The organism is Pseudomonas sp. NFPP04, assembly GCF_900113815.1.
GTDB classification, from domain to species: Bacteria; Pseudomonadota; Gammaproteobacteria; order Pseudomonadales; family Pseudomonadaceae; genus Aquipseudomonas; species Aquipseudomonas extremorientalis.
On the sequence record NZ_FOQS01000001.1, the window covers coordinates 543,709 to 566,585 of the forward strand.

General features: G+C 58.3%; 24 protein-coding genes and 1 pseudogene. 16 read left to right on the top strand and 9 right to left on the bottom strand.

The features are described from left to right. Window positions 1–47 precede the first annotated feature (47 nt). The 3 genes from BM017_RS02510 to BM017_RS02520 all read left to right on the top strand — a co-directional run bounded on the left by BM017_RS02510 (window position 48) and on the right by BM017_RS02520 (window position 3,558). A complete protein-coding gene (locus BM017_RS02510) occupies window positions 48–956 on the top strand; it encodes a flagellar protein MotY (RefSeq protein WP_092241056.1) in 909 nt (302 codons plus the stop codon). A 129-nt stretch (window positions 957–1,085) separates the two neighbouring features. Further along, window positions 1,086–2,303: an argininosuccinate synthase gene (locus tag BM017_RS02515; protein ID WP_010212738.1), complete on the top strand. Its 1,218-nt coding sequence runs from the start codon at window positions 1,086–1,088 to the stop codon at window positions 2,301–2,303. A gap of 622 nt (window positions 2,304–2,925) precedes the next feature. Continuing rightward, window positions 2,926–3,558 carry a response regulator transcription factor gene (locus tag BM017_RS02520; protein WP_058423776.1) on the top strand — a complete coding sequence of 211 codons (633 nt, stop codon included), beginning with the start codon at window positions 2,926–2,928 and terminating at the stop codon, window positions 3,556–3,558. Between the two features lie 84 nt (window positions 3,559–3,642). Here the strand turns inward: BM017_RS02520 and BM017_RS02525 are convergent, their stop codons facing one another. From BM017_RS02525 to metG, 4 genes are all read right to left on the bottom strand, one after another. Then, window positions 3,643–3,822 (bottom strand): PA3496 family putative envelope integrity protein, encoded by a 180-nt coding sequence (locus BM017_RS02525; protein ID WP_092241058.1) that lies wholly within the window; start codon window positions 3,820–3,822, stop codon window positions 3,643–3,645. A 107-nt stretch (window positions 3,823–3,929) separates the two neighbouring features. Then, on the bottom strand, window positions 3,930–4,568 hold the full coding sequence (gene nth / locus BM017_RS02530) for an endonuclease III (protein WP_071488717.1): 639 nt from the start codon (window positions 4,566–4,568) through the stop codon (window positions 3,930–3,932). Between the two features lie 62 nt (window positions 4,569–4,630). Next, the gene (gene rsxB / locus BM017_RS02535) at window positions 4,631–5,587 is read right to left on the bottom strand and encodes an electron transport complex subunit RsxB (protein WP_092241059.1); all 957 of its coding nucleotides are present in this window, start codon (window positions 5,585–5,587) and stop codon (window positions 4,631–4,633) included. 121 nt (window positions 5,588–5,708) lie between these two features. Beyond that, a complete protein-coding gene (gene metG / locus BM017_RS02540) occupies window positions 5,709–7,760 on the bottom strand; it encodes a methionine--tRNA ligase (protein WP_092241061.1) in 2,052 nt (683 codons plus the stop codon). A gap of 171 nt (window positions 7,761–7,931) precedes the next feature. On the opposite strand from metG, the gene apbC reads away from it, so the two are divergent. Then, window positions 7,932–9,026 carry an iron-sulfur cluster carrier protein ApbC gene (apbC, locus tag BM017_RS02545; protein ID WP_071488720.1) on the top strand — a complete coding sequence of 365 codons (1,095 nt, stop codon included), beginning with the start codon at window positions 7,932–7,934 and terminating at the stop codon, window positions 9,024–9,026. A 494-nt stretch (window positions 9,027–9,520) separates the two neighbouring features. Here the strand turns inward: apbC and fdxA are convergent, their stop codons facing one another. From fdxA to BM017_RS02560, 3 genes are all read right to left on the bottom strand, one after another. Next, window positions 9,521–9,844, bottom strand: a complete 324-nt coding sequence (fdxA, locus tag BM017_RS02550; RefSeq protein ID WP_071488721.1) for a ferredoxin FdxA — start codon at window positions 9,842–9,844, stop codon at window positions 9,521–9,523. Between the two features lie 142 nt (window positions 9,845–9,986). Next, window positions 9,987–12,578 (bottom strand): DNA mismatch repair protein MutS, encoded by a 2,592-nt coding sequence (gene mutS, locus BM017_RS02555; RefSeq protein WP_092241063.1) that lies wholly within the window; start codon window positions 12,576–12,578, stop codon window positions 9,987–9,989. A gap of 195 nt (window positions 12,579–12,773) precedes the next feature. Next, on the bottom strand, window positions 12,774–13,703 hold the full coding sequence (locus BM017_RS02560; protein WP_218189847.1) for an AraC family transcriptional regulator: 930 nt from the start codon (window positions 13,701–13,703) through the stop codon (window positions 12,774–12,776). Window positions 13,704–13,828: 125 nt separating this feature from the next. Between BM017_RS02560 and BM017_RS02565 the strand changes: the two genes are divergently transcribed. The 12 genes and pseudogenes from BM017_RS02565 to recX all read left to right on the top strand — a co-directional run bounded on the left by BM017_RS02565 (window position 13,829) and on the right by recX (window position 20,698). Next, window positions 13,829–14,563 (top strand): LexA family transcriptional regulator, encoded by a 735-nt coding sequence (locus tag BM017_RS02565; protein WP_092241067.1) that lies wholly within the window; start codon window positions 13,829–13,831, stop codon window positions 14,561–14,563. Between the two features lie 603 nt (window positions 14,564–15,166). After that, a complete protein-coding gene (locus BM017_RS02570; protein ID WP_071488725.1) occupies window positions 15,167–15,511 on the top strand; it encodes a phage holin family protein in 345 nt (114 codons plus the stop codon). Between the two features lie 21 nt (window positions 15,512–15,532). Continuing rightward, window positions 15,533–16,090: a hypothetical protein gene (locus tag BM017_RS02575; protein ID WP_092241069.1), complete on the top strand. Its 558-nt coding sequence runs from the start codon at window positions 15,533–15,535 to the stop codon at window positions 16,088–16,090. Next, window positions 16,084–16,269 (top strand): Com family DNA-binding transcriptional regulator, encoded by a 186-nt coding sequence (locus tag BM017_RS02580; protein WP_058423765.1) that lies wholly within the window; start codon window positions 16,084–16,086, stop codon window positions 16,267–16,269. The genes BM017_RS02575 and BM017_RS02580 overlap by 7 nt, the downstream gene beginning before the upstream one ends. Window positions 16,270–16,277: 8 nt before the next feature. Beyond that, window positions 16,278–16,601 (top strand): hypothetical protein, encoded by a 324-nt coding sequence (locus BM017_RS28755; protein ID WP_058423764.1) that lies wholly within the window; start codon window positions 16,278–16,280, stop codon window positions 16,599–16,601. 115 nt (window positions 16,602–16,716) lie between these two features. Further along, window positions 16,717–17,049 (top strand): hypothetical protein, encoded by a 333-nt coding sequence (locus BM017_RS02585; protein WP_058423763.1) that lies wholly within the window; start codon window positions 16,717–16,719, stop codon window positions 17,047–17,049. Between the two features lie 194 nt (window positions 17,050–17,243). Continuing rightward, window positions 17,244–17,432: pseudogene (locus BM017_RS02590) on the top strand (MFS transporter); the annotation flags it as partial. 58 nt (window positions 17,433–17,490) lie between these two features. Beyond that, on the top strand, window positions 17,491–18,048 hold the full coding sequence (locus BM017_RS02595; protein ID WP_092241071.1) for a glycoside hydrolase family 19 protein: 558 nt from the start codon (window positions 17,491–17,493) through the stop codon (window positions 18,046–18,048). After that, window positions 18,036–18,497 (top strand): lysis system i-spanin subunit Rz, encoded by a 462-nt coding sequence (locus tag BM017_RS02600; protein WP_092241073.1) that lies wholly within the window; start codon window positions 18,036–18,038, stop codon window positions 18,495–18,497. The genes BM017_RS02595 and BM017_RS02600 overlap by 13 nt, the downstream gene beginning before the upstream one ends. A gap of 81 nt (window positions 18,498–18,578) precedes the next feature. Further along, on the top strand, window positions 18,579–19,079 hold the full coding sequence (locus BM017_RS02605; protein ID WP_071488741.1) for a CinA family protein: 501 nt from the start codon (window positions 18,579–18,581) through the stop codon (window positions 19,077–19,079). An 84-nt stretch (window positions 19,080–19,163) separates the two neighbouring features. Then, window positions 19,164–20,222 carry a recombinase RecA gene (gene recA, locus BM017_RS02610; protein WP_003189042.1) on the top strand — a complete coding sequence of 353 codons (1,059 nt, stop codon included), beginning with the start codon at window positions 19,164–19,166 and terminating at the stop codon, window positions 20,220–20,222. An 8-nt stretch (window positions 20,223–20,230) separates the two neighbouring features. Continuing rightward, window positions 20,231–20,698 carry a recombination regulator RecX gene (gene recX, locus BM017_RS02615; protein WP_092241075.1) on the top strand — a complete coding sequence of 156 codons (468 nt, stop codon included), beginning with the start codon at window positions 20,231–20,233 and terminating at the stop codon, window positions 20,696–20,698. A gap of 275 nt (window positions 20,699–20,973) precedes the next feature. On the opposite strand, the gene BM017_RS02620 is transcribed toward recX, so the two are convergent. Next, entirely contained in the window at window positions 20,974–22,086 is a 1,113-nt protein-coding gene (locus BM017_RS02620) for an LOG family protein (protein WP_092241077.1), read from the bottom strand. Between the two features lie 290 nt (window positions 22,087–22,376). Next, complete coding sequence (locus BM017_RS02625; protein ID WP_071488744.1) at window positions 22,377–22,817, bottom strand: PA3611 family quorum-sensing-regulated virulence factor; 441 nt, start codon at window positions 22,815–22,817, stop codon at window positions 22,377–22,379. Window positions 22,818–22,877: the final 60 nt, after the last annotated feature.

A 22,877-nucleotide genomic window follows, 5' to 3' on the forward strand; every position in this document is an offset into this window, starting at 1 on the left:
TCGATGTATGACGCTTTGAAGTGTTGTAGAAACCAGTGGAGCCTCCCGTGCGCCAGCATTATCTAGCCCTGCTCAGTGTGTTCGCCAGCCTGCCCGCGATGGCCCTCACGTTCCAGACACGTCTGGAGAACATTGAGTGGAAGGTAGAGGGCGACCAGTTCGAGTGCCGTCTGACCCAGCCGATCACAGACTTCGGTTCGGGTGAGTTCGTGCGCCGGGCGGGTGAGCAGGCAACATTTCGTCTGAAAGCCTATAACGGTTCGCTGGGCACAGGCTCGGCCACCTTGTTGGCCGCCGCCGCCCCTTGGCAGCCAGGCCGAGGCGATATCAACCTCGGCGCCGTGCGTGCCGGTAGTGGCGATGTGTTGTTCAATAGCTCGCAGGCCCAGGCCGGTCGCCTGTTCACCGGACTGCTGGAAGGGCGCAGCCCGACGGTCCGCCACTACGGCCGTGAAGGCGGCTACTCCGAAATCCGCTTGTTGCCGGTGAAATTCAATAAGGCTTATAACGACTACCAGCTGTGCACCGCCAAGCTGTTGCCGATGAATTACGATCAGGTCAAACAGACCGAAGTCGGATTCCCGGGTGGCGGTATCGAGTTGGACGCAGCCGCCAAGAAGAAACTCGACGTGATTCTTGCATTCATGAAAGCCGACCCGACGGTCAACCATATCGAGTTGAATGGCCATTCGGACAACAGCGGCAACCGCCTGACCAATCGCGACGTCTCTCGCCGCCGTGGCTTGGCGGTGATGGACTACTTCAAGGCCAACGGTATCCAGGAGTCGCAGATCACCCTGCGCTTCCATGGCGAAAGCTACCCCCTTGCGCCCAACACCAATGCGGCCAACCGGGCACGCAATCGTCGTGTGAATATCCAGCTTGAACGCGTGGCAGCCCCCGAGAAGCCGGCGCCCCAAGCCACTGGCGCAAGTAATCCTGCACACACGTCTTAAGGTGCGACCATCGGTCGCCCGTTCGACATAATCTGTCGCTTTATCTTCATTTGCTGTCGCGCCCCTGTAAATCCACGGTTTTGGTCGGTAGAATCGACGCCTTTCCGTACAACCCCGTGGAGTGATGGCATGGCCGACGTAAACAAGGTCGTTCTCGCGTATTCCGGCGGCCTGGACACTTCGGTGATCCTAAAGTGGCTGCAGGATACTTATAACTGTGAAGTGGTGACCTTCACCGCTGACCTGGGTCAGGGCGAAGAGGTCGAACCTGCACGTGCCAAGGCGCAAGCCATGGGCGTGAAAGAGATCTACATTGACGACCTGCGCGAAGAGTTCGTCCGCGATTTCGTCTTCCCGATGTTTCGCGCCAACACCGTCTACGAAGGCGAGTACCTGCTGGGTACTTCCATCGCACGTCCGCTGATTGCCAAGCGCCTGATCGAAATCGCCAACGAAACCGGCGCCGACGCCATTTCCCATGGTGCTACCGGCAAGGGCAACGACCAGGTGCGTTTCGAGCTGGGCGCCTATGCACTCAAGCCAGGCGTGAAAGTGATCGCCCCTTGGCGTGAATGGGACCTGCTGTCCCGTGAAAAACTGATGGATTACGCTGAAAAGCACGCGATCCCGATCGAGCGTCACGGCAAGAAGAAGTCCCCGTACTCGATGGATGCCAACCTGCTGCACATCTCCTATGAAGGCGGCGTGCTGGAAGACACCTGGACCGAGCACGAAGAAGACATGTGGAAATGGACCGTCTCCCCGGAGAACGCTCCAGACAAGCCGCAATACCTGGAACTGACCTACCGCAATGGCGACATCGTCGCGCTGGACGGCGTCGAAATGACCCCGGCCACTGTGCTGGCGACCTTGAACCGTATCGGTGGCGAACACGGTATCGGCCGTCTCGACATCGTCGAGAACCGCTACGTGGGCATGAAGTCCCGTGGTTGCTACGAAACCCCAGGCGGCACCATCATGCTGCGCGCCCACCGGGCCATCGAATCCATCACCCTGGACCGCGAAGTGGCTCACCTCAAAGACGAGCTGATGCCCAAGTACGCCAGCCTGATCTACACCGGCTACTGGTGGAGCCCTGAGCGTCTGATGCTGCAACAGATGATCGATGCTTCCCAGGTGCATGTGAACGGCGTTGTGCGCCTGAAGCTGTACAAGGGCAACGTGATCGTCACCGGTCGCAAGTCTGATGAGTCGTTGTTCGACGCCAACATCGCTACCTTCGAAGAAGATGGCGGCGCCTACAATCAGGCGGACGCAGCAGGCTTTATTAAGTTGAACGCACTGCGCATGCGCATTGCGGCCAACAAAGGTCGCTCGTTGTTCTAAGTCTCAGCCGGTTTTAAGAATGGCCCCTTATTCAGGGGCCATTTTTTTGTCTATGGATTTTGTGTGGAATTGCGATGTTTATAGCTGGTTAAACATTTGTTGATGTTTTTCAGTCGACGCATTTTCAAATGCACCTTCGAGGGTGCTGTTGTTGAAAGTTTGTAGGGCGAATGATTTTTTTACACCTGACTAGGAACTGGTCTTACAGAAGATTCACTCATGAAAGTGAGGCAAACGTATAAAGCACGGAATACGCTGTAGGAATTAAGGGTGTAAGAGAATATGTTAAATGGAACTAAAACAGTCGGACATTTCTTGTCGGGATTCTTGAGTGGAGTGCAGAGGGAAGGGGCATTTCCTGAGAGTTGTGTGCGGCACGTTTACCCACCCCCTGATGCTCCATGGATATTTCACTCAAAATATGTAAGTCCCCGGAAAGGTCTGAAAGGATCTATAAAACTGGATACATCTGAGTTGGCGTTTTTTTGTAGGGCGATTCCTTTATCGCTGTGGGGTGGGTCTCTGCTTGCTGTTGCTCGGGGGGGAACGCTATGCCAACCAGGAAACGACTAGGCTATTGTGCTTGCTCTAAATAATTCGAACAGCGAAATTGGACTTTCTCATGAATAAAGTGCTGATCGTGGATGATCATCCCGTCATTCGTCTTGCTGTGCGTATGCTAATGGAGCGTCATGGTTATGAGGTCGTTGCCGAGACCGATAACGGTGTCGATGCATTGCAACTTGCACGGGAGCATATGCCGGACATTGTCATACTGGATATTGGGATTCCCAAACTTGACGGGCTGGAAGTTATTTGCCGGCTGTCTTCTACCAAGCAATCCGTGCCCTTCAAGGTGCTGGTGCTGACGTCCCAGGCCCCTGGCCATTTTTCCATGCGTTGCATGCAGGCGGGGGCTGCCGGCTACGTGTGCAAGCAACAGGACCTGACCGAGTTGCTGAGTGCGATCAAGGCGGTGCTGTCGGGCTACAGCTACTTCCCCAACCAGGCACTCAACTCGGTACGCTCCACCATGGGCAATGCCAGCGAGGCCGATATGGTCGAGCGTCTGTCGGGTCGGGAAATGATGGTATTGCAGCAGTTGGCCCGGGGCCGGACCAACAAGGAGATTGCCGACGGCATGTTCCTCAGCAACAAGACCGTCAGCACCTACAAGACACGTTTGCTGCTCAAGCTCAACGCCCGCTCCCTTGTGGACCTGATCGAACTGGCCCAGCGTAACGGCTTGGTATAGAGGAGGGCACTGCAGCGCACATTGTCTGGGTGACCGGCAGAAAAAAGCCTCCGTAAGGGAGGCTTCCGGCCGTCGACCGTTCGATCACAGATCGAAGTCGTAATCTGCCAGCTGTTTTTGCAAGCGTCGTTCTTCCAGAAGATTGTCGATGGTGCGGCGTTTGCTCAAATTGGTCTTGGCTACCTCAATGGGTGCTTCTGCCCCATCGTCATCCGACTCAACAAGGTCGTCTTCCACTTCCAGTTGTTCTTTGCCAGTGCTCATAAGGTTCACTCCGGGCTAGGACTGCCGTTGGCGCTCCTTATAACGATAATCCATGATCGGGTAAAAAAGATTTTTTCAATCGGCTGATCGAGAAAACCAATGATCCCTCAATCGTCGGACGTCTTGTCCTTGTATTCGCACAGGTCTTCGATACGACAGCTGCCGCAACGCGGCCTGCGGGCCTGGCAAACGTAGCGTCCATGAAGGATCAGCCAGTGGTGAGAGTCCAGTAGATAGGGCTTGGGTACAAACTTCATCAACTGCTTTTCGACCTCAACCACGTTCTTCCCACGGGCAATGCCGGTTCTGTTGCTGACCCGGAAGATATGGGTGTCCACCGCCATCGTCAGTTGCCTGAACGCGGTGTTGAGCACCACATTGGCAGTTTTACGACCGACTCCTGGCAGGGCTTCCAAGGCTTCACGGGTTTGTGGCACTTCACCGCCATGCAGTTCCACCAGCAGGCGGCAAGTCTCGATAACGTTTTTGGCTTTGCTGTTGTAGAGGCCGATGGTCTTGATGTACTCAGACAACCCTTCCACACCCAGGGCATAGATCGCCTCTGGTGTGTTCGCCACGGGATACAGCTTGGCCGTGGCCTTATTGACGCCGACGTCGGTGGATTGGGCCGACAGGATCACCGCAATCAGCAACTCGAACGGCGAGGTGTAGGCCAGTTCGGTCTTGGGTTCTGGATTGTCTTCGTGAAGCCTGCGGAATATTTCCAGGCGTTTTGCGGCGTTCATGGGGCGGTGGGTTCCTTGCAGAAGGTCGGCGGGATTGTATCAACACACACCCGGTTTGCAGATCAGGCGTTGTTGAGCGCATCCATTTGGCGCTGCGCGTCCTCCAGCTTGCGTTGCGCCTCGGCCAGTTGCCGAGGTTCGATGTTCAGGTCCTGGGCTTTCTTCAGTTCCGCCCGACGCATCGCCAGCTGGATTTTGGCGCGTTTCAGATCAGCAGTGTTGCTGGATGACGTCGCTGCTTTCGGTACGACACCCACCTCCAAGGCGGCCAGCGCTTGTTCCGCCGCTTCGAATTGCCGTTGCAGGATGATCAACTGCGACTGCTGTTCAAAGGTCGGAGGGTGACCAAACGCCTTCAAGGATTTGTGCAATTGGGCCCGGCTCATTGCGACAGCGATTTTAGCTTTCTTGATCGCGACATCCTGTGCCGTATCGGCTTGCACAGGTAAAACCGGCACGGAGCGCTTGGTCCGGGCCTGGCGTTCAGCGAGTTTTTGCGCTTCCTCCCGTTGCAGGCGCGCATTGCGTTGCTCATACCGTCGCCTTGCCCGGTCGCGCTTGAGGTGGCGTTCATGGCGTTGCTGATCATTTGTCGCCAGGCCACCGACAATCGGCAATACAGTGGTTGTCGGGCGCATTTCAATGCAGTCGACGGGGCAGGGCGCGACGCAGAGGTCGCAACCGGTGCATTCATCCATGATGACGGTGTGCATCAGCTTGGCGGCGCCGACGATTGCGTCTACGGGGCAGGCCTGGATGCACTTGGTGCAACCGATGCACTCAGCTTCGCGGATGTAGGCAACCTGGGCGGGCGCTTCCCCGCGACTGGCGTCCAGATCCAGCACCGGCACCTGCAGCAACCGTGCAACGTCGGCGATGGTTTCCTGGCCACCGGGCGGGCACTTGTTGATCGCCTCGCCACGGGTGATGCCCTCGGCGTAAGGCTTGCAACCCGGGTGCCCGCACTTGCCGCATTGGGTCTGCGGCAGCAGTGCGTCGATGCGTTGAATGAGGTTCATGCTGTGATCACAGGCATAGCAAACTGGGTTTAATGGGAGGGCAGGGATTTGTTGTGGTGAGCGGGGCATGCCCGCTCGCCACAACAAGCTCCTTCACCACAACATGCCCATGCAAGGTAGCTTACTTGATGCGCTGACCCGGCTTGGCACCACTGTCAGGGCTGAGCAGGTAGATCTCTTCGCCACCAGGGCCGGCCGCCATTACCATGCCTTCAGACACGCCGAACTTCATTTTCCGAGGCTTGAGGTTGGCGATCATCATGGTCAGGCGGCCATCGAGTTTGGACGGGTCCGGGTAAGCGCTCTTGATCCCGGAGAACACGTTACGTTGCTCGCCGCCGAGGTCCAGTGTCAGGCGCAGCAACTTGTCGGCACCCTCCACGGCTTCGGCCTTGACGATCAGCGCGACACGCAGGTCCACTGCAGCAAAAGCGTCGAAGTCGATTTCCGCGGAAATCGGATCCTTGGCCAGCTCGCCATTACCCGCTGGCGTCGATTCGCCAGTGTCGGTCTGGCTGGCGACCAGGTCTTCTTTCGAAGCGTCGGTCATGGCCTGGACTTTCACCGGGTCGATACGGGTCATCAGTGGCTTGAACTCGTTCAACTGATGATTGCCGAGCAGGGTGGCGTGATCGTTCCAGGTCAGCGGCGCCACGTTGAGGAACGCCTCGGCGTCTGCGGCCAGCAGTGGCAGCACGGGTTTGAGGAAGATCACCAACTGGCGGAACAGGTTGATGCCTGTGGCGCAGATCGCCTGGACTTCCGCCTGCTTGCCTTCCTGCTTGTTCAGCGACCATGGTGCCTTGTCGGCGATCCAGGCGTTGGCGCGGTCGGCCAGGCCCATGATCTCGCGCATCGCACGGGCGAAGTCGCGGGCTTCATAGGCGTCGGCAATACTCGGCGCGGCGGCCAGGAAGGCGTCGGTCAGTTCCGGCGCAGCGTTCTTGGCTACCAGTACACCCGCGTTGCCCTTGTGGATAAACCCAGCGCAACGGCTGGCGATGTTGACGACTTTACCGACCAGGTCCGAGTTGACCTTCTGTACGAAGTCTTCCAGGTTCAGGTCCAGGTCGTCGACGCCACGGCCCAGTTTGGACGCGTAGTAGTAGCGCAGGTATTCCGGTGACAGATGGTCCAGGTAGGTGCGCGCCTTGATAAAAGTGCCACGGGACTTGGACATTTTCTGGCCGTTGACCGTCAGGTAGCCGTGTACGGCAATGCCGGTTGGCTTGCGGTAGCCCGAACCTTCGAGCATCGCCGGCCAGAACAGGGCGTGGAAGTTGACGATGTCTTTGCCGATGAAGTGGTACAGCTCGGCGCTGGAGTCCTTGCTCCAGAACGTATCGAAGTCCAACTCCGGCGTGCGGTCGCAAAGGTTCTTGAAGCTGGCCATGTAACCGATCGGCGCATCCAGCCATACATAGAAGTATTTGCCCGGCTCGCCCGGGATCTCGAAACCGAAGTACGGCGCATCCCGGGAGATGTCCCATTGCTGCAGACCGCTGTCGAGCCATTCGGAGAGTTTGTTGGCCACGGCATCCTGCAGGGTGCCGCTGCGGGTCCAGGTTTGCAGCATCTGCTGGAAATCCGGAAGCTTGAAGAAGAAGTGCTGGGAATCCTTGAGCACCGGGGTAGCACCGGAGATCGCCGACTTGGGATCCTTCAGGTCAGTGGGTGCATAGGTTGCGCCGCACTTTTCACAGTTGTCGCCGTACTGGTCTTCAGTGCCGCATTTCGGGCAGGTGCCCTTGATGAAACGGTCGGCCAGGAACATTTTCTTTTCCGGGTCGAAATACTGGGTCACCGAACGCTGGTCGATATGCCCGGCTTCCTTGAGCCGCAGGTAGATCTGGCTCGACAGTTCACGGTTTTCTTCGGAGTGGGTTGAGTGGAAGTTGTCGAAATCCACCAGGAACTCGGCAAAGTCGGCGCTGTGTTCAGCCTGCACATTGGCGATCAGTTGCTCCGGGGTGATGCCTTCCTTTTCGGCGCGCAGCATGATGGCCGAACCGTGGGCGTCGTCCGCGCAGACATAAATGCATTGGTTGCCGCGATGCTTCTGGAAGCGCACCCACATATCGGTCTGGATGTACTCAAGCATATGGCCAAGATGGATGGAACCATTGGCATAGGGCAGGGCGCTGGTGACGAGGATCTTGCGTGGCTCGGACATGGGGCTCGGCTACTTGATGAAACGGAGGTCGGCCACTATAAAGCGCCGGGAAATATATTTCACCCCGTGGTGCTGTTTCAGAATCTTCCCAACCTGCGAAAGCATGCCGTAACGCCGCTGGAACGGTTAGGATAGCCGCCTGTTTCAGTCAGTCTTTTTCGGGAGTAGCCCATGAGCGCCGTCAATCGCGCAGCGGTGGAAGCCGTGCTTCGCCAGTACACCGACCCTTATTTGAACCAGGACCCGGTCAGTGCCGGCTGTGTACGCGCCATCGACGTCCAGGGTGACCAGGTGTCGGTCCAATTGGAACTGGGCTATGCAGCTGGTCTGTTCAAGAGCGGTTGGGCACAGATGCTGCAAATGGCCATTGAAGGCCTCGACGGCGTGCGCTCGGCCAAGGTCGACATCCAGTGCGTGATCGCCGCGCACAAGGCCCAGGCACAGATCCCTGGCCTGGCCAACGTCAAGAACGTAGTGGCCGTGGCGTCCGGCAAGGGCGGCGTGGGTAAATCCACCACGGCGGCCAACCTGGCCCTGGCCCTGGCCCGCGAAGGTGCGCGCGTGGGCATTCTCGATGCGGATATCTACGGCCCGAGCCAGGGCGTGATGTTCGGCATCGCCGAAGGCACACGGCCGAAGGTCAAGGACCAGAAGTGGTTCGTGCCGATCGAGTCCCTGGGCGTGGAAGTAATGTCCATGGCCTTCCTCACCGATGACAACACGCCGATGGTCTGGCGCGGCCCGATGGTCTCCGGCGCTTTGCTGCAGCTGGTTACCCAGACCGCCTGGGGCGACCTGGACTACTTGGTGATCGATATGCCGCCAGGCACCGGCGATATCCAGTTGACCCTGGCGCAAAAAGTCCCGGTGGCCGGCTCGGTGATTGTTACCACGCCCCAGGACCTGGCGCTGCTCGACGCGAAGAAAGGTGTAGAGATGTTCCGCAAGGTCAACATCCCGGTGCTGGGCGTCGTGGAGAACATGGCGGTGCACATCTGCTCCAACTGTGGTCATGCCGAGCATCTGTTCGGCGAAGGCGGCGGCGAGAAGCTGGCCACTCAGTACGGCGTGGAACTGTTGGCCTCGTTGCCGCTGTCGATGCTCATCCGCGAGCAGGCGGATGGTGGCAAGCCTACCGTCGTGGCTGAACCGGACAGCCAGATCGCCATGATCTATCAGGAGCTGGCGCGTCATGTAGGTGCGCGGATCGTCCTGCAGGAAGCAGCCACGCCAGCCATGCCGACCATCACCGTCAGCGACGACTGAGGCGGTTGAAGGGAAAAAAGCCCCGACGTGTCGGGGCTTTTTCATGTCTGGAAGATGGTCAAGGTGTGTTTGTTTCTCAATCACGCAGTTGGTCGTGTAAGCATTTGCTTACTTTTTCGTAAGTGTTTGGTTTTTTTACCTTCCACGGACGTCGGTTTTCTTCGAAGCTTTTTTCTAACCAATTGAAAATTAACAATTAATTATTCCGTATTCAGGGCGATTGCATGTCAGTTCATGGGTAGGATCCCGTTGAACTTCCTTTGGAACTCTTTAAGATCAGCCCTGTGTCCACGGATTGGCACGGCCATCAAGGAACGATGGTTGAAGGAACGTCGCAGGATGCGATTCATCAGGATGATGAAAAGGAATACAGGGACTAGGGAAAAAATGTGGGCGGGTCATACCGCCCCTTTTTTTTGCCTGTAGGAAAGAGAAACCGGCCACCTAGAAACGCAAAAAGGCCCGCAAGGGGCCTTTTGGATGGGGCGACGCTATCAGCGTTCGAGGTGTGCAATCTTACCTTTTTTGCCATCCCACTCCGCTGCATCCGGCATCGGATCTTTGCGCTCAGTGATGTTCGGCCAGACTTCCGCCAGCTCGACGTTCAACTGAATGAATTCCTGCATCTCCGCCGGGACTTCATCCTCGGAGAAAATAGCGACGGCCGGGCATTCAGGTTCACACAGGGCGCAATCGATGCACTCATCCGGGTGGATAACCAGGAAGTTCGGGCCTTCGTAGAAGCAGTCCACCGGACACACTTCGACGCAGTCGGTGTACTTGCACTTGATGCAGTTGTCGGTAACGACGAAGGTCATTTCTAATTTTCTCCTCAGGCGGCGGCAGCGAAACCCTTTGTGGCAGGGCTCGCGAGGTTTGGGAGCGATAGTCTGCAGGCCAGGCTAATAGCCTGCAGCATCCCAAACCGCGCGAGAGTCTACCAGCTTGCAAGCGTCTGCGTTATATCCGAACTTGCAGTGCATATAACATTTCGAGCGCTTTTCGCGGCGTCAAGCCATCCAAGTCAAGCTTAGCCAATTCATCCAGCACCGGATGGGGCAGGCTGGCAAACATGTCGCTCTGGTGCGGCGCAGCCGGTTTGCTGGCGGCTTTGGCTGGGCTGGCGACCACCGTCTCATGGGGCAGGGCCGTGGTTTCCAGGCGGCTGAGGTGCTCGCGAGCGCGGGTGATCACATCGTTCGGCACCCCCGCCAGTTGCGCCACGGCCAGGCCGTAGCTCTGGCTGGCGGGCCCTGGCAGCACGTGGTGCAGGAACACGATGCGCTCGTTGTGCTCAGTGGCGTTCAGGTGCACGTTGGCTACCAGCGGCTCGCTTTCCGGCAACACCGTCAGCTCGAAATAGTGCGTGGCAAACAGCGTGTAGGCACGCAGGTGCGCCAGGCGTTCGGCTGCCGCCCAGGCCAGGGACAAACCGTCGAAGGTGCTGGTGCCGCGACCCACTTCGTCCATCAGCACCAGGCTGCGTTCGGTAGCGTTATGCAGGATGTTGGCGGTTTCGCTCATTTCCACCATAAAGGTCGAGCGCCCACCGGCCAGGTCATCGCTGGAGCCGATCCGGGTGAAAATGCGGTCCACCAGGGACAGCTCGCAACTGGCCGCCGGCACAAAGCTGCCGATATGCGCCAACAGCACGATCAAAGCGGTCTGACGCATGTAGGTGGATTTACCGCCCATGTTCGGACCGGTGATCACCAACATACGGGTATCGTCGTCCAGGGACAGGTCGTTGGCAACGAACGGCGTGGTCAGCACCTGTTCTACAACCGGGTGACGACCTTGCACGATGCGCATGCACGGCTCGCTGACAAAACGCGGGCAGTTCAGATCAAGGTTCAGCGCACGCTCGGCGAGGTTGCTCAGCACGTCCAGTTCGGCCAGCGCTGCGGCAGTGTCCTGCAGCGGTGCCAATTGGCTGATCAAGTCCTCCAGCAGATTCTCATAGAGCATCTTCTCTCGAGCCAGGGCGCGGCTCTTGGCCGACAGTGCCTTGTCTTCGAATTCTTTCAGCTCCGGGGTGATAAACCGTTCGGCGCCTTTGAGGGTCTGGCGACGTTGATAATCGATCGGCGCCGATTCGGCCTGCTTGCTGGGCAACTCAATAAAGTAGCCATGCACACGGTTGTAGCCGACTTTCAGGTTGGCCAGACCGGTGCGGGCTTTTTCGCGGGCTTCCAGGTCGATCAGGAACTGCCCGGCGTTTTCGCTCAGGGACTGCAGTTCGTCCAGTTCGCTGTCGTAACCGGTCTTGAGTACGCCGCCGTCACGGATGATCGCCGGCGGGTTGTCGATGATGGCTTTTTCCAGCAAGGCCGCCAGCTCCGGGTAAGTCCCGGCTGTAGTTGCAAGCTGTTGCAGGTGCGGCGTATCCAGCTCGGTCATCGCCACCTGCAGTTGCGGCAGGGCACCGAGGGCATCGCGCAGGCGCGCCAGGTCACGGGGTCGTGCGTTACGCAGGCCGATCCGCGCCAGGATGCGCTCGATATCGCCGATTTCCTTCAACTGTGGCTGCAGCTTTTCAAAGCGATAGCCGTCCAGCAGGCAGGTAATGGACGTCTGGCGTGCTTGCAGCACTGTCAGGTCCCGCAGCGGACGGTTCAGCCAGCGGGTCAGCAGGCGGCTGCCCATGGCCGTCTGGCAGCGGTCGACCACCGATTGCAAGGTGTTATCGCGACCACCGGCCAGGTTGGTATCCAACTCCAGGTTGCGACGGCTGGCGCCATCGAGCACCACGGTATCGTCCAGACGCTCATGACGCAGGCTGCGCAAGTGCGGCAGGGCGGTGCGTTGGGTTTCCTTGGCGTAGCCAAGCAGGCAACCGGCGGCGCCGATGGCCAGGGTCAGGGTCTCGCACCCGAAGCCTTTGAGGTCCTGTACGGAGAACTGCTGGCACAGACTTTTCAGCGCCGAATCACGCTCGAAATCCCACGGCGCACGGCGCTTGGCCCCACGACGTTTTTCTGCCGGCAGATCCTTTGGCCAATCATCCGGGATCAACAGCTCCACTGGGTTGGTGCGTTCCAGCTCCGCCAGCAGGTTCTCCCAGCCCTTGATCTCCAACACGCTGAAGTTGCCGCTGGTGATATCCAGTACCGACAGGCCAAACAGACGCTCATCGCCCAACACGGCGGCAATCAGGTTATCGCGACGCTCATCCAGCAGCGCCTCATCACTCACCGTTCCCGGCGTAATAATTCGCACCACCTGGCGTTCAACCGGCCCCTTGCTGGTCGCCGGGTCGCCGATCTGCTCACAGATCACCACCGACTCGCCCAGCTTCACCAGCTTGACCAGGTAACCCTCCAACGAATGGTAAGGAATCCCACACATCGGAATCGACTGCCCCGCCGATTGCCCGCGCGCGGTCAGGGTGATGTCCAGCAGCTTGGCGGCCTTCTTCGCGTCTTCGTAGAAGATCTCGTAGAAGTCGCCCATGCGGTAGAACATCAACTGATCAGGGTGCTGGTTCTTGAGGCGCCAGTACTGCTGCATCATCGGGGTGTGGGAGGACAGGTCTGAAGTGGTTTTACTCATTGGTCGTAGGCAAATTCGTTGAAAGGAGTGGGGCAAATGTGGGGCATTCCGCCCTGCGATTTTGCGATGGGCGCAAGGTTAACATGCGAGGTCGGAGCTTCGCAGGTCGCAAACGGATAGGTAAAACGCAAAAGCCGGCGCTGCATTTACTTAACTGCAAGTAAACGCGCCGCCGGTATCTTTCATGCCTTTGTATTACAGCGACCGCACAGGGATGCAGATGTCGCAGATGAACTCACCGGTGTCAGAATCGGTTGCGGTTGCCGCAAAGAACATCTCGAAACATGGTCGGTCATCGCATTGCAGACCGCTGGAAGGCATCCATTCTCGCGTCAGCCACATCCAGGCATCGGCTATTTTTTCTGTTTTCCCTTTGAAGCTCGCTACGGCATAGCGGCCGCCCGGCAGGGTCTGGGTGTCTGCCTGGGCGCTGGTCACAAAAGAGGCTGGCACTTCAACGCAAGCATCGTAGCGGCACTTGTTCGGGGGCGTGATGGATGGGTCGTCATACCCTATGCCGTAACACCGTTCATCGCCGAGGCCATTGGAGTGCATCCACGGCGCCATGGTCCCGCGCCAGAAGTGGCCGATTGCGGGGCCATAGGGGCCGATCAGGCGTTGGTAGGCAACGCGTACCTTGGGTAAATCAATGATGCGTACGTCCATGGTGGGCTCTTTCGTTGAAGGAGAAGAGAGCCCAGCGTCGTCGAACGTACGCTCATGTGCCTGATGGGCATTGCCGAAGACCTGATCAGGATTGCTCTGCTGCGCACCCGGGCGCGGGCCGATGGCAGCCGCCTGCGCTGCCAGTCGCTGCGGTGTGTTGGTGCGCCACTCTGATGGCGTGCAGCCAAACTGTATTTTGAAAGCCCGTGCGAATGCTTCGCCCGAGTTGAAACCGCTGGCCAATGCTGTTTCCAGTATGGTTTCGTGGTTGCCGCAGGACAGGCGGAACGCCGCCTTCTCCAGTCGCCGCCGGCGGACATAACTGCCCAATGTCTCGCCCATCCACGCCGCGAAAATCCGATGAAAATGGAAGCGCGAAAAGTTGGCGATATCGGCCAACCGGGCACCCTCCAAGGGGGTCTCCAGGTGGGTGTCGATGTAGTTGAGTACGCGGTTCATGCGCCGGGCGTACTCGGCGCGGGAGGCGTGGACGGAGGTTCTGATTGTCATAGTGCGTGATAGTATGCATAAAAAATGCAAATTAGCATTTGCCAAGCCAAAAAACTCCCGTCACTATCCTCGTTATGCAAAAACGCAACGTTTCTATCGTTTTAAGAGAACTGCTGGACCGCGACCGGATCTCCCCCACGGAGCTTTACCGGCGCACCGGCGTGCCACAATCCACGTTGTCCCGGATTCTCAGCGGCAAGATCGTTGATCCGTCGGACAAGCACATCTCCCGTATCGCCGAGTACTTCCGTGTCAGTACCGATTACCTGCGCGGGCGCGCGGCGATGGGCGCGTTGCGCGATGACGCGCGCGACCCGATGCATTCGGAACTCAAGGACATAAGCCTGTGGGACGACGACACGCCCGTCAATGATGACGAGGTGTCGATCCCCTTTCTGCGCGAGGTTGAATTGGCTGCTGGATCAGGAAGATTCGTCATCGAGGAAAGCGAGAAGGCCAGCCTGCGGTTCGGCAAGCGCAGCCTGCGGCATAACGGTGTGCAGTTCGACCAGGCCAAGTGCGTGACGGTGCGCGGCAACAGCATGTTGCCGGTGCTGCGCGACGGTGCGACGGTCGGGGTGAACGCGGGCAAGAGTGGCATCGGCGATATCGTCGATGGTGACTTGTATGCCATCAATCACAACGGCCAATTGCGCGTGAAACAGCTCTATCGCCTGCCTTCAGGGATCCGCCTGCGCAGTTTCAACCGCGATGAGCACCCGGATGAGGACTACAGCTTCCAGGAAATCCAGGATGAGCAGATCAGCATTCTGGGTCATGTGTTCTGGTGGGGTATGTACGCCCGTTAACCTTCCCGCGTAAGACAACGCCCGCCAACGAGCGGGCTTTTTTCCGTCTGCAGAAAATCGCCAAACCCCCGTCCTACAAGGCTGTAAATGCGCCAATGCATTTATTTGGTAAAAATAAATGCATTTGTGCATTGACTGTATATGCATACATATCTATTCTTCATCTCAAGCCAGCCAAACAAGGCTTGGTGGAGGCGGCAAGGATGCTGCCAGGAAAGACAAGGAAGGCACGCAACACCGGCAAGGACGCCATCTGAGCGATGGCAGGGATGTCAGGCAATACCGGCAAGGATGCCGACGCTCTTTAGTTTCAAAGCATGACCAACACAGGCAGCGATGAACCGGCCTCATAACGGTTCAGAGGGTTGGCAACTGACCCGGGTGTGCAGCGTAAAGCACCAGAAGCAGTTATCCGGCAGACAGGGATCGTGGTCGGAAAAACATCAAGGAAAGATCCGTACCGCGCCAGTAGCGCCGAAAGATCGAATATGGACCGCATTACTGAAAAGCCCGGGCAACCGGGCTTTTTGGAATGCCTACCTACGAAATGGATTTACCCAAGAGCCGGCCCGGCGCCGGTAGTGCTCAGCCAGGAGGCGTGACATGACAAACGAGCAGCAAGCGTTAGCGGAAATGCCTATCTGGCTGGTGATCGTACTGGCCCTGATCGGCGGGGTGTCCGGCGAAATGTGGCGCGCCGACAAGGAGGGCGCCCGCGGTTGGTCGTTGATCCGGCGCCTGGCCCTGCGGTCCGGGGCGTGCATGGTCTGCGGGGTCTCGGCCTTGATGCTGTGCTACGCCGCCGGCATGTCGATCTGGACCGCCGGGGCCATTGGTTGCCTCACCGCCATGGCCGGTGCGGACGTGGCCATCGGCCTTTATGAACGCTGGGCCGCCAAGCGCATCGGGGTCAACCAGGCCCCGAACTCTCGCCCGGATCAGCAGTAAGCGCTGCAAGGATGCAAGCAGATGACACTTCTCGAAAAACCTTCCCAACTGCCTGTGGCGATTGGGGACGCACTGAAGAGTGCGTTCCCACAGCTGCGGGTTGGTAATCATCATGACTTTTCTGGAGCGGGCGATAAAACGGGCATTTTGATCAGCGTGGATCGCAATGGCCCGGGCGTTCGCTCCCTTGCCGGGCGCAAGGCGCACGCCTTGTCGGTTTCACTCAAGGTCATGGTCGCCGGCGGCTCGGCACCGTTTGATGCCTGCGATCTGGCCAGTCAATTGATGGACCTGGCTCTGGATAACCGCTGGGGCCTGCCGCCCGAGCAATGCGACCTGCCCACTGCGATTGTCGCGGCACCTTCCGTGCTCAACGGTGCGGAAACGGATTACGACACTTGGTTTGTATCCTTTACCCAGAACTTCTACCTCGGACGGTCTCTGCTCAAAAATCCCGCAGGCATGCCGCCGTCTACGGACCTGTATGTAGGTGGGTGTGAGAGGGCGGCGAATGTAACGCCGCTTTCTACTCAATCACACGGAAAAGGTGGTTCAGTAAAAGGAATTTGCAGATGTTGAAAGAATTCAGATGCGGTAACTGCAACCGACTTCTCGCCCGTACGGGTGGGTTTACAGAGCTCCAGATCAAGTGTCCCCGATGCGGCACGTTGAATCATGTGAAGGCCATGAGCCTCGAGCAATCGCCTTTGAGCGACATGAATGCGGAATCTTCCGCGAACAATCAGTCGACTCAATAGGTGAAGATATGGAACCAGTACAAATCGGCAGCCGTTTCAAATCGATCGCAACAAGCTACGCAGAGGCAGTTTTTACTCCGGCGCAGAACGTCAATGGCGCGGTAGTTCGAACAGCTACGATGATCAGCCCCGTCGGGAATGGATTTATTAGTACAGGCACGACCATTCCGGAAGGGCGCTGGGTGACAAACGTGCCCGTTATCTTGTCCGCCGTTGGCGGTTCTTCCACTCTCCCGTTCTCTGTGACCATCCCTGCCGGTCAGGGCCTGTGGGTAGCAATGACTCAGAATGGCGGCGGTACTGCTTATGTGACCTACGACCTGCTGCCGTAAGTAGTAGTTTCTCGGGCCCACCAACCAGAAGGTCATGAACCTCTCCCATCGCCTTTGAGCGACATGAAAGCGGAATCCTCCGCGACAATTCATTCGACTTAATAGGTGAACAGAAATGCCTGTACGCGAACTTGGTAAAAAATTCAAAAACCAGACCATCAACGGGATGACTAATCCCATCACAGTGCTGATCTCTCCAGCAGATAATGTGAATGGCGTCATCCTTCGATCTTTCTACGGTGCCGGCACCATGGCTTTTGGGCCAAAGGTTCCTACCGTCAAAGATCGGGACGATAGTGTTCTGCAGGAAGTTGCCCCAAACGTCCTCGCCTACAACGATTTGGCCGTACCGGCTGGGCTTGGTGTCTATATCTACAACATTCAGAACTACGTTCTGCCAACCAAACTGTCGTGGGACACCCTGAACGCAGACGGTACCGTTGCATAGGCCGCGCTGAAGGACATAGCCCTGATCTCGTACTGGGCTTTTAGGCAATACCGCGCGGCATAGGCCGCGCAACTATCCAAGGCCTCGCCATCGTGCGGGGCCTTTCCGTTTTCGGCTCCTCCACACACATCGCTCCGAGCTGGGAGTGCTGCTGGGGCTGACCTATTTCAAACATGCCCCACGGAGTCGAGCGCATGGAGTATCTACAGCGCCTGCTCGACAAGATCGACAGGTTCGAATTATTGATCGCGGGCCTCGTTGGGGCGGTGATCGCCAGTTGGTGGCACAAGGACTACCTGGCGGATTGGCATGCCTGGGTGATCTTCTTAATCACAGGGGGGGGCGCGAGTTCGTTGCACCTGACTGGGATGGTCAGTGCCTATCGCAGTTCCAACACGGACGTTGGTTTGTCTACCTAGGGGGGCTTTCAAGGTGACTGTGGTGTTGATAACGCAGCCTCAATTGATTCAAATCATGCCAGGCGCTCGCCGTATGGCGGGCCTTTTTTCAACCGCGCTGAATGCGACTTTTGCTCGGTACGAAATCAACAGCGTATTGCGCGCTGCTGCTTTTCTCGCGCAGATCGGCCACGAGTCCGGCGAACTGCACTACGTGCGCGAACTCGGCAGCGATACTTATTTGAGCAAGTACGACACCGGCACACTGGCTGCGCGCCTGGGCAATACCCCCGAAGCGGACGGCGACGGCCAGAAGTACCGGGGCCGGGGTCTGATCCAGATCACCGGTCGCCGCAACTACCTGGCCTGCAGCCAGGCCCTGTTTGGCGACGAACGCTTGCTGCAACAACCCGAGCTGCTGGAGCAACCGCAATGGGCCTGTGAATCCGCCGCCTGGTTCTGGCAAAGCAATGGCTTGAATGAACTCGCCGACAAGGACCAGTTCACCACCATCACCCGGCGCATCAACGGCGGGCTCAATGGCCTGGAGGATCGTTTGCAGCTGTGGGCGCGGGCGAAGGCGGTGTTATGCGTTTCTTAGTTGCGATTGGCGTATGCGTGCTGGTGGTCGTTGTCTGGCAGGTGCAGGCGTGGCGGTACGGGGCACAGATTGAACGCTTGTCGGCCGCACAGACCCAGAAAGCCCTGCATCTACAGCAGGCCGAACAAGACAGACGGCTGGCCCTTGAGCAACAGCTCAGTGCCATCGACCAACAACATGCGCGGGAGTTGAGCGATGCCCAACGTACTCAAGCAGCTTTGCGTGATCGCCTGGCTACTGCTGATGTGCGGCTGTCAGTCCTTCTCGACGCTTCCAGTGGCTGTCCAATGCCGGCCGCCACCGCCGCCGGCAGCGTGGTTCATGCAGCCCCGCGAGCCCGACTTGACCCAGCGCATGCTCAGCGAATTATCCGCATCACCGACGACGGCGACAGCGCCCTGATTGCCTTGCGCGCCTGCCAGGCGTATGTGCGCGCCGTCGCCCGTTAGTGTCTTGAGACAGTCCGTCACTTGCGTGTGAGATTGTCTCCTGTAGGGTAGGCGAACCCCCGCCCACGACTGGAGACGACCGTGAAGGAAATCACTCAACTGGCTGCCGAACTGGGCCGCCGCCTGCAGGTGCTCAACGCCCATGTCACCACGGCCGAGTCCTGCACCGGCGGCGGTATCGCGGAGGCCATCACGCGAATTCCGGGCAGCTCGGCCTGGTTCGAGGCGGGCTATGTCACCTATTCCAATCGGCAGAAGACCCGGCAATTGAATGTGCCGGAGACATTGTTTGCAAAAGTCGGGGCGGTCAGCCAGGAAGTGGTGGAGGCAATGGTTCGTGGCGCCCAGGAAAAAAGCCTGGCGCGGTTTGCTGTCGCCGTCAGTGGTGTGGCAGGGCCGGACGGTGGTTCGCCAGACAAACCGGTCGGCACCGTATGGCTGGCGTTTGGCGTGGGCGAAGAGATCACGGCCGAGCTTGAGCACTTCACCGGCAACCGCGATGAGGTCCGCCGACAAACGGTAAAGGCCGCGCTAGAGGGCTTGTTGCGACGAGCTGCAGCAGAAATAGAAAATCAGGGGTAGGCGATCTCTGATCTTTGTGGAACAATACTGTCTACTTATACAGGTGTTGGCCGACCAGGCCTTATTGATTACGTGAGGACTTTAATGGACGACAACAAGAAGAAAGCCTTGGCTGCGGCCCTGGGTCAGATCGAACGTCAATTCGGCAAGGGTGCCGTAATGCGTATGGGCGATCACGACCGTCAGGCGATCCCGGCTATTTCCACTGGCTCTCTGGGTCTGGACATCGCGCTCGGCATTGGCGGCCTGCCAAAAGGCCGTATCGTTGAAATCTACGGTCCTGAATCTTCTGGTAAAACCACCCTGACCCTGTCGGTGATTGCCCAGGCACAGAAAATGGGCGCCACCTGCGCCTTCGTCGATGCCGAGCACGCCCTGGATCCTGAATACGCCGGCAAGCTGGGCGTCAACGTCGACGACCTGCTGGTTTCCCAGCCGGACACCGGTGAGCAGGCCCTGGAAATCACTGACATGCTGGTGCGCTCCAACGCCATCGACGTGATCGTGGTCGACTCCGTGGCAGCCCTGGTACCCAAGGCTGAAATCGAAGGCGAGATGGGTGACATGCACGTGGGCCTGCAAGCCCGTCTGATGTCCCAGGCGCTGCGTAAAATCACCGGTAACATCAAGAATGCCAACTGCCTGGTGATCTTCATCAACCAGATCCGTATGAAGATCGGTGTGATGTTCGGCAGCCCGGAAACCACCACCGGTGGTAACGCGCTGAAGTTCTACGCTTCGGTCCGTCTGGACATCCGCCGTACCGGCGCGGTGAAAGAAGGTGACGAGGTTGTGGGTAGCGAAACCCGCGTCAAGGTCGTGAAGAACAAAGTGGCTCCGCCTTTCCGTCAGGCCGAGTTCCAGATTCTCTATGGCAAGGGTATCTACCTGAACGGCGAGATGATCGACTTGGGCGTACTGCACGGTTTCGTCGAGAAATCCGGTGCCTGGTATGCCTACAACGGCAGCAAGATCGGCCAAGGCAAGGCCAACTCGGCCAAGTTCCTGGCGGATAACCCGGACATCGCCGCCACGCTTGAGAAGCAGATTCGCGACAAGCTGCTGACCGCAGCACCAGACGTGAAAGCTGCCGCCAACCGCGAGCCGGTTGAAGAAGTGGAAGAAGCTGACACTGATATCTGAAGCAAACGATGACCGTTGTACTGGATACACTCGTCGCCGTTCGGCGCACCGCAATGGACCTGCTCGCTCGCCGCGAGCATGGTCGAGTCGAGCTGACGCGTAAACTGCGTCAGCGCGGCGCGGAGCCCGAGATGATCGAAACCGCCCTCGACCGCTTGACGGAAGAGGGGCTGCTTTCCGAATCCCGTTACCTTGAAAGTTTTGTCTCCTATCGAGCCCGGTCAGGCTACGGCCCGGCGCGTATTCGCGAAGAGCTGAGCCAGCGTGGCCTGCAGCGAGCTGATATCGACCTTGCCCTACGTGAGTGCGGCATCAGTTGGCAGGTGCAGTTGGAAGACACCTGGCGACGCAAGTTCGCTGGCCATCTTCCGATTGATGCCAGGGAGCGTGCGAAGCAAGGTCGCTTCCTGAGTTATCGCGGGTTTTCGATGGAAATGATAAGCCGCTTGTTGAGTGGTCGGGATATGGACGACTGAACACCTTGCTATGCTGGCCGCATTGATGAGCAGACTTCTATGGCGAGCTGGCTTGTTGGGGTGAGCGGGCTTGTTGTGGCGAGCTGGCTTGTTGTGGTGAGCTGGCTTGTTGTGGTGAGCGGGCTTGCTGTGGCGAGCGAGCTTGTTGTGGCGAGCGGGCTTGCCCCGCGTTGGGCTGCGCAGCAGCCCCAAATGCCTCGCCTCCACTCCACCTGAAACACCACCAAAAAGACCCACTATGAAAATAGTGGGTCTTTTTTTTTGCCCTCAAAAAATCAAGCCGGCTCCGGCGTAACCCGCTGCTGCGCCTTCCCCTGAGCCTGCGCCCAGTTCTCCGGCAGGTTGATGTAATCCACCAACTCCCGCAGCCGGCCCTGATCGCGGCCATTGAAGTTGAACACCAGCCGCGTCAAATGGCTGAACCGTGGCTCATCATGTTCCTCGCCGGTGTACGCGAGCTGTTGAAACTCTCCGCTCAACCGCAGGCTGGCAAATTCAGTCTGCAAATGAGTCAATGCCCCATCGCTGAGAGGGTGATGCATACGCACCACAAACTCACGCTTCAACCAGCGGGTGGAGTGGAAGTTGGCATAAAATTGGTTGATCTCTTCCACGGCCTCTTCGGCGCTGTACACCAGGCGTATCAGCTTGAGATCGGTAGGCAGGATGTAGCGGTTGGCTTCCAACTGACTGCGGATAAAGTCCAGGGCGCCTTGCCAGAACCCGCTGCCGGGCGCGTCCAGCAACACCACCGGCACCAATGGGCTCTTGCCGGTCTGGATCAGGGTCAGTACTTCCAGCGCTTCATCCAGGGTGCCGAAACCGCCTGGGCACAGTACCAGCGCATCGGCCTCCTTGACGAAGAACAGCTTGCGGGTAAAGAAGAAGTGGAAGGACAGCAGGTTCTCGGTGCCATCAATGGTCGGGTTGGCATGCTGTTCAAACGGCAGGGTGATGTTGAACCCCAGGCTGTGTTCCAGGCCCGCGCCTTCGTGGGCCGCCGCCATGATGCCGCCACCACCGCCGGTGATCACCATCAAGTCAGAGCGTGCCAGCGCAGCGCCGACTTCGCGGGCCAGGGCGTACAGCGGGCTTTCCACCGGAGTACGGGCCGAGCCGAATACCGTCACTTTGCGGCGGCCCTTGAACTGTTCGAGCACGCGGAAGGCATTGTCCAGTTCACGGATGGCTTGCAGGGTGATCTTGGCGTTCCAGCGATTGCGGTCGTCCTGGGCCATGCGCAGCACGGTGAGGATCATGTCGCGATACAGGGGAATATTCGGGCTGTTGGGAGCGATCAGCTGGAGTTGAGCGTCGACCTGCTGCGTGAGGTCAGCACCGTTTTCTTCAAAGTGCCGAAGCAGGCGCTCATTCGGTTCGTAAGGCATTCAACTTCTCCTTATTGCAGGGCCCGGGTGGCCGACGAGCCGTTCGCCGGAGGCGACGACACTGCATGTGTCGTAGCTTGCCGCAGGGGGCAACCTTCTTTTGCCCTGAAAATATTACAGAACAGCATGAAAAGTGCTGTGAATGAATGGTCGGGATGACTTGATCATGGGCCGCAAAACCCTTGGCTGGCAACCGCTTATTGGTCACTCATCAGGGAGTTTAGCCGTTGGCAGGACGTTGAAGCGGGGGAGTACGCGCCACCGGACGGCAGCGCGCGAAGGCCATGCTGTTACTTTTTCTTCTTTGCCGCCGCCGGTGCCGGGCAATCCGCTTCGATGAATTTCACCGAGGCCACAGGACGGTTGGTCTTGTTCTCGGTGATTTCGTAACGCATCACTGCGCCCTTGGCCATCAGCTCGCGGTAGCCCTTGTTCAGGCACACGCTCTGGCCCAGCTGGAAATACACCGCCTTGGGGTTGGCGCGCATTTGTTCGGCGCGGTCAGGCAGGACGCTCAGGTGATCGATCAGTTGCATGCCTTCCACGGTGTAGGCCACTTCCAGGGTTTTTTCGTCGATTTCCCGGGGCAGGTCCTTGTTGCTTTCGGCCGCGACGCTTTGCAGCTTCCGGTTCATTTGGGCCTCCAGCAGCGAGGCCGCCTGGGCGCACACGGGCAATACCAGCGCGAGGGCGACGGATGGGGCGACAAGACGCAGCATGGAACGCAGCATGAAACTCTCCTGATTCGGTTACTGGTGCATAGACCAGCCACTGCGCTGTGCGTTCAGTGG

Coding starts and splice junctions, on each gene's coding strand:
- apbC (WP_071488720.1), top strand. CDS start 7,932: ATGAGCGCCGTCAATCGCGCAGCGGTGGAAGCCGTGCTTCGCCAGTAC.
- rsxB (WP_092241059.1), bottom strand. CDS start 5,587: ATGAACCTCATTCAACGCATCGACGCACTGCTGCCGCAGACCCAATGC.
- BM017_RS02585 (WP_058423763.1), top strand. CDS start 16,717: ATGCCTGTACGCGAACTTGGTAAAAAATTCAAAAACCAGACCATCAAC.
- BM017_RS02575 (WP_092241069.1), top strand. CDS start 15,533: ATGACACTTCTCGAAAAACCTTCCCAACTGCCTGTGGCGATTGGGGAC.
- BM017_RS02520 (WP_058423776.1), top strand. CDS start 2,926: ATGAATAAAGTGCTGATCGTGGATGATCATCCCGTCATTCGTCTTGCT.
- BM017_RS28755 (WP_058423764.1), top strand. CDS start 16,278: ATGGAACCAGTACAAATCGGCAGCCGTTTCAAATCGATCGCAACAAGC.
- BM017_RS02515 (WP_010212738.1), top strand. CDS start 1,086: ATGGCCGACGTAAACAAGGTCGTTCTCGCGTATTCCGGCGGCCTGGAC.
- BM017_RS02625 (WP_071488744.1), bottom strand. CDS start 22,817: ATGCTGCGTTCCATGCTGCGTCTTGTCGCCCCATCCGTCGCCCTCGCG.
- recA (WP_003189042.1), top strand. CDS start 19,164: ATGGACGACAACAAGAAGAAAGCCTTGGCTGCGGCCCTGGGTCAGATC.
- BM017_RS02525 (WP_092241058.1), bottom strand. CDS start 3,822: ATGAGCACTGGCAAAGAACAACTGGAAGTGGAAGACGACCTTGTTGAG.
- BM017_RS02600 (WP_092241073.1), top strand. CDS start 18,036: ATGCGTTTCTTAGTTGCGATTGGCGTATGCGTGCTGGTGGTCGTTGTC.
- fdxA (WP_071488721.1), bottom strand. CDS start 9,844: ATGACCTTCGTCGTTACCGACAACTGCATCAAGTGCAAGTACACCGAC.
- metG (WP_092241061.1), bottom strand. CDS start 7,760: ATGTCCGAGCCACGCAAGATCCTCGTCACCAGCGCCCTGCCCTATGCC.
- BM017_RS02620 (WP_092241077.1), bottom strand. CDS start 22,086: ATGCCTTACGAACCGAATGAGCGCCTGCTTCGGCACTTTGAAGAAAAC.
- recX (WP_092241075.1), top strand. CDS start 20,231: ATGACCGTTGTACTGGATACACTCGTCGCCGTTCGGCGCACCGCAATG.
- mutS (WP_092241063.1), bottom strand. CDS start 12,578: ATGAGTAAAACCACTTCAGACCTGTCCTCCCACACCCCGATGATGCAG.
- BM017_RS02570 (WP_071488725.1), top strand. CDS start 15,167: ATGACAAACGAGCAGCAAGCGTTAGCGGAAATGCCTATCTGGCTGGTG.
- BM017_RS02580 (WP_058423765.1), top strand. CDS start 16,084: ATGTTGAAAGAATTCAGATGCGGTAACTGCAACCGACTTCTCGCCCGT.
- nth (WP_071488717.1), bottom strand. CDS start 4,568: ATGAACGCCGCAAAACGCCTGGAAATATTCCGCAGGCTTCACGAAGAC.
- BM017_RS02560 (WP_218189847.1), bottom strand. CDS start 13,703: ATGAACCGCGTACTCAACTACATCGACACCCACCTGGAGACCCCCTTG.
- BM017_RS02565 (WP_092241067.1), top strand. CDS start 13,829: ATGCAAAAACGCAACGTTTCTATCGTTTTAAGAGAACTGCTGGACCGC.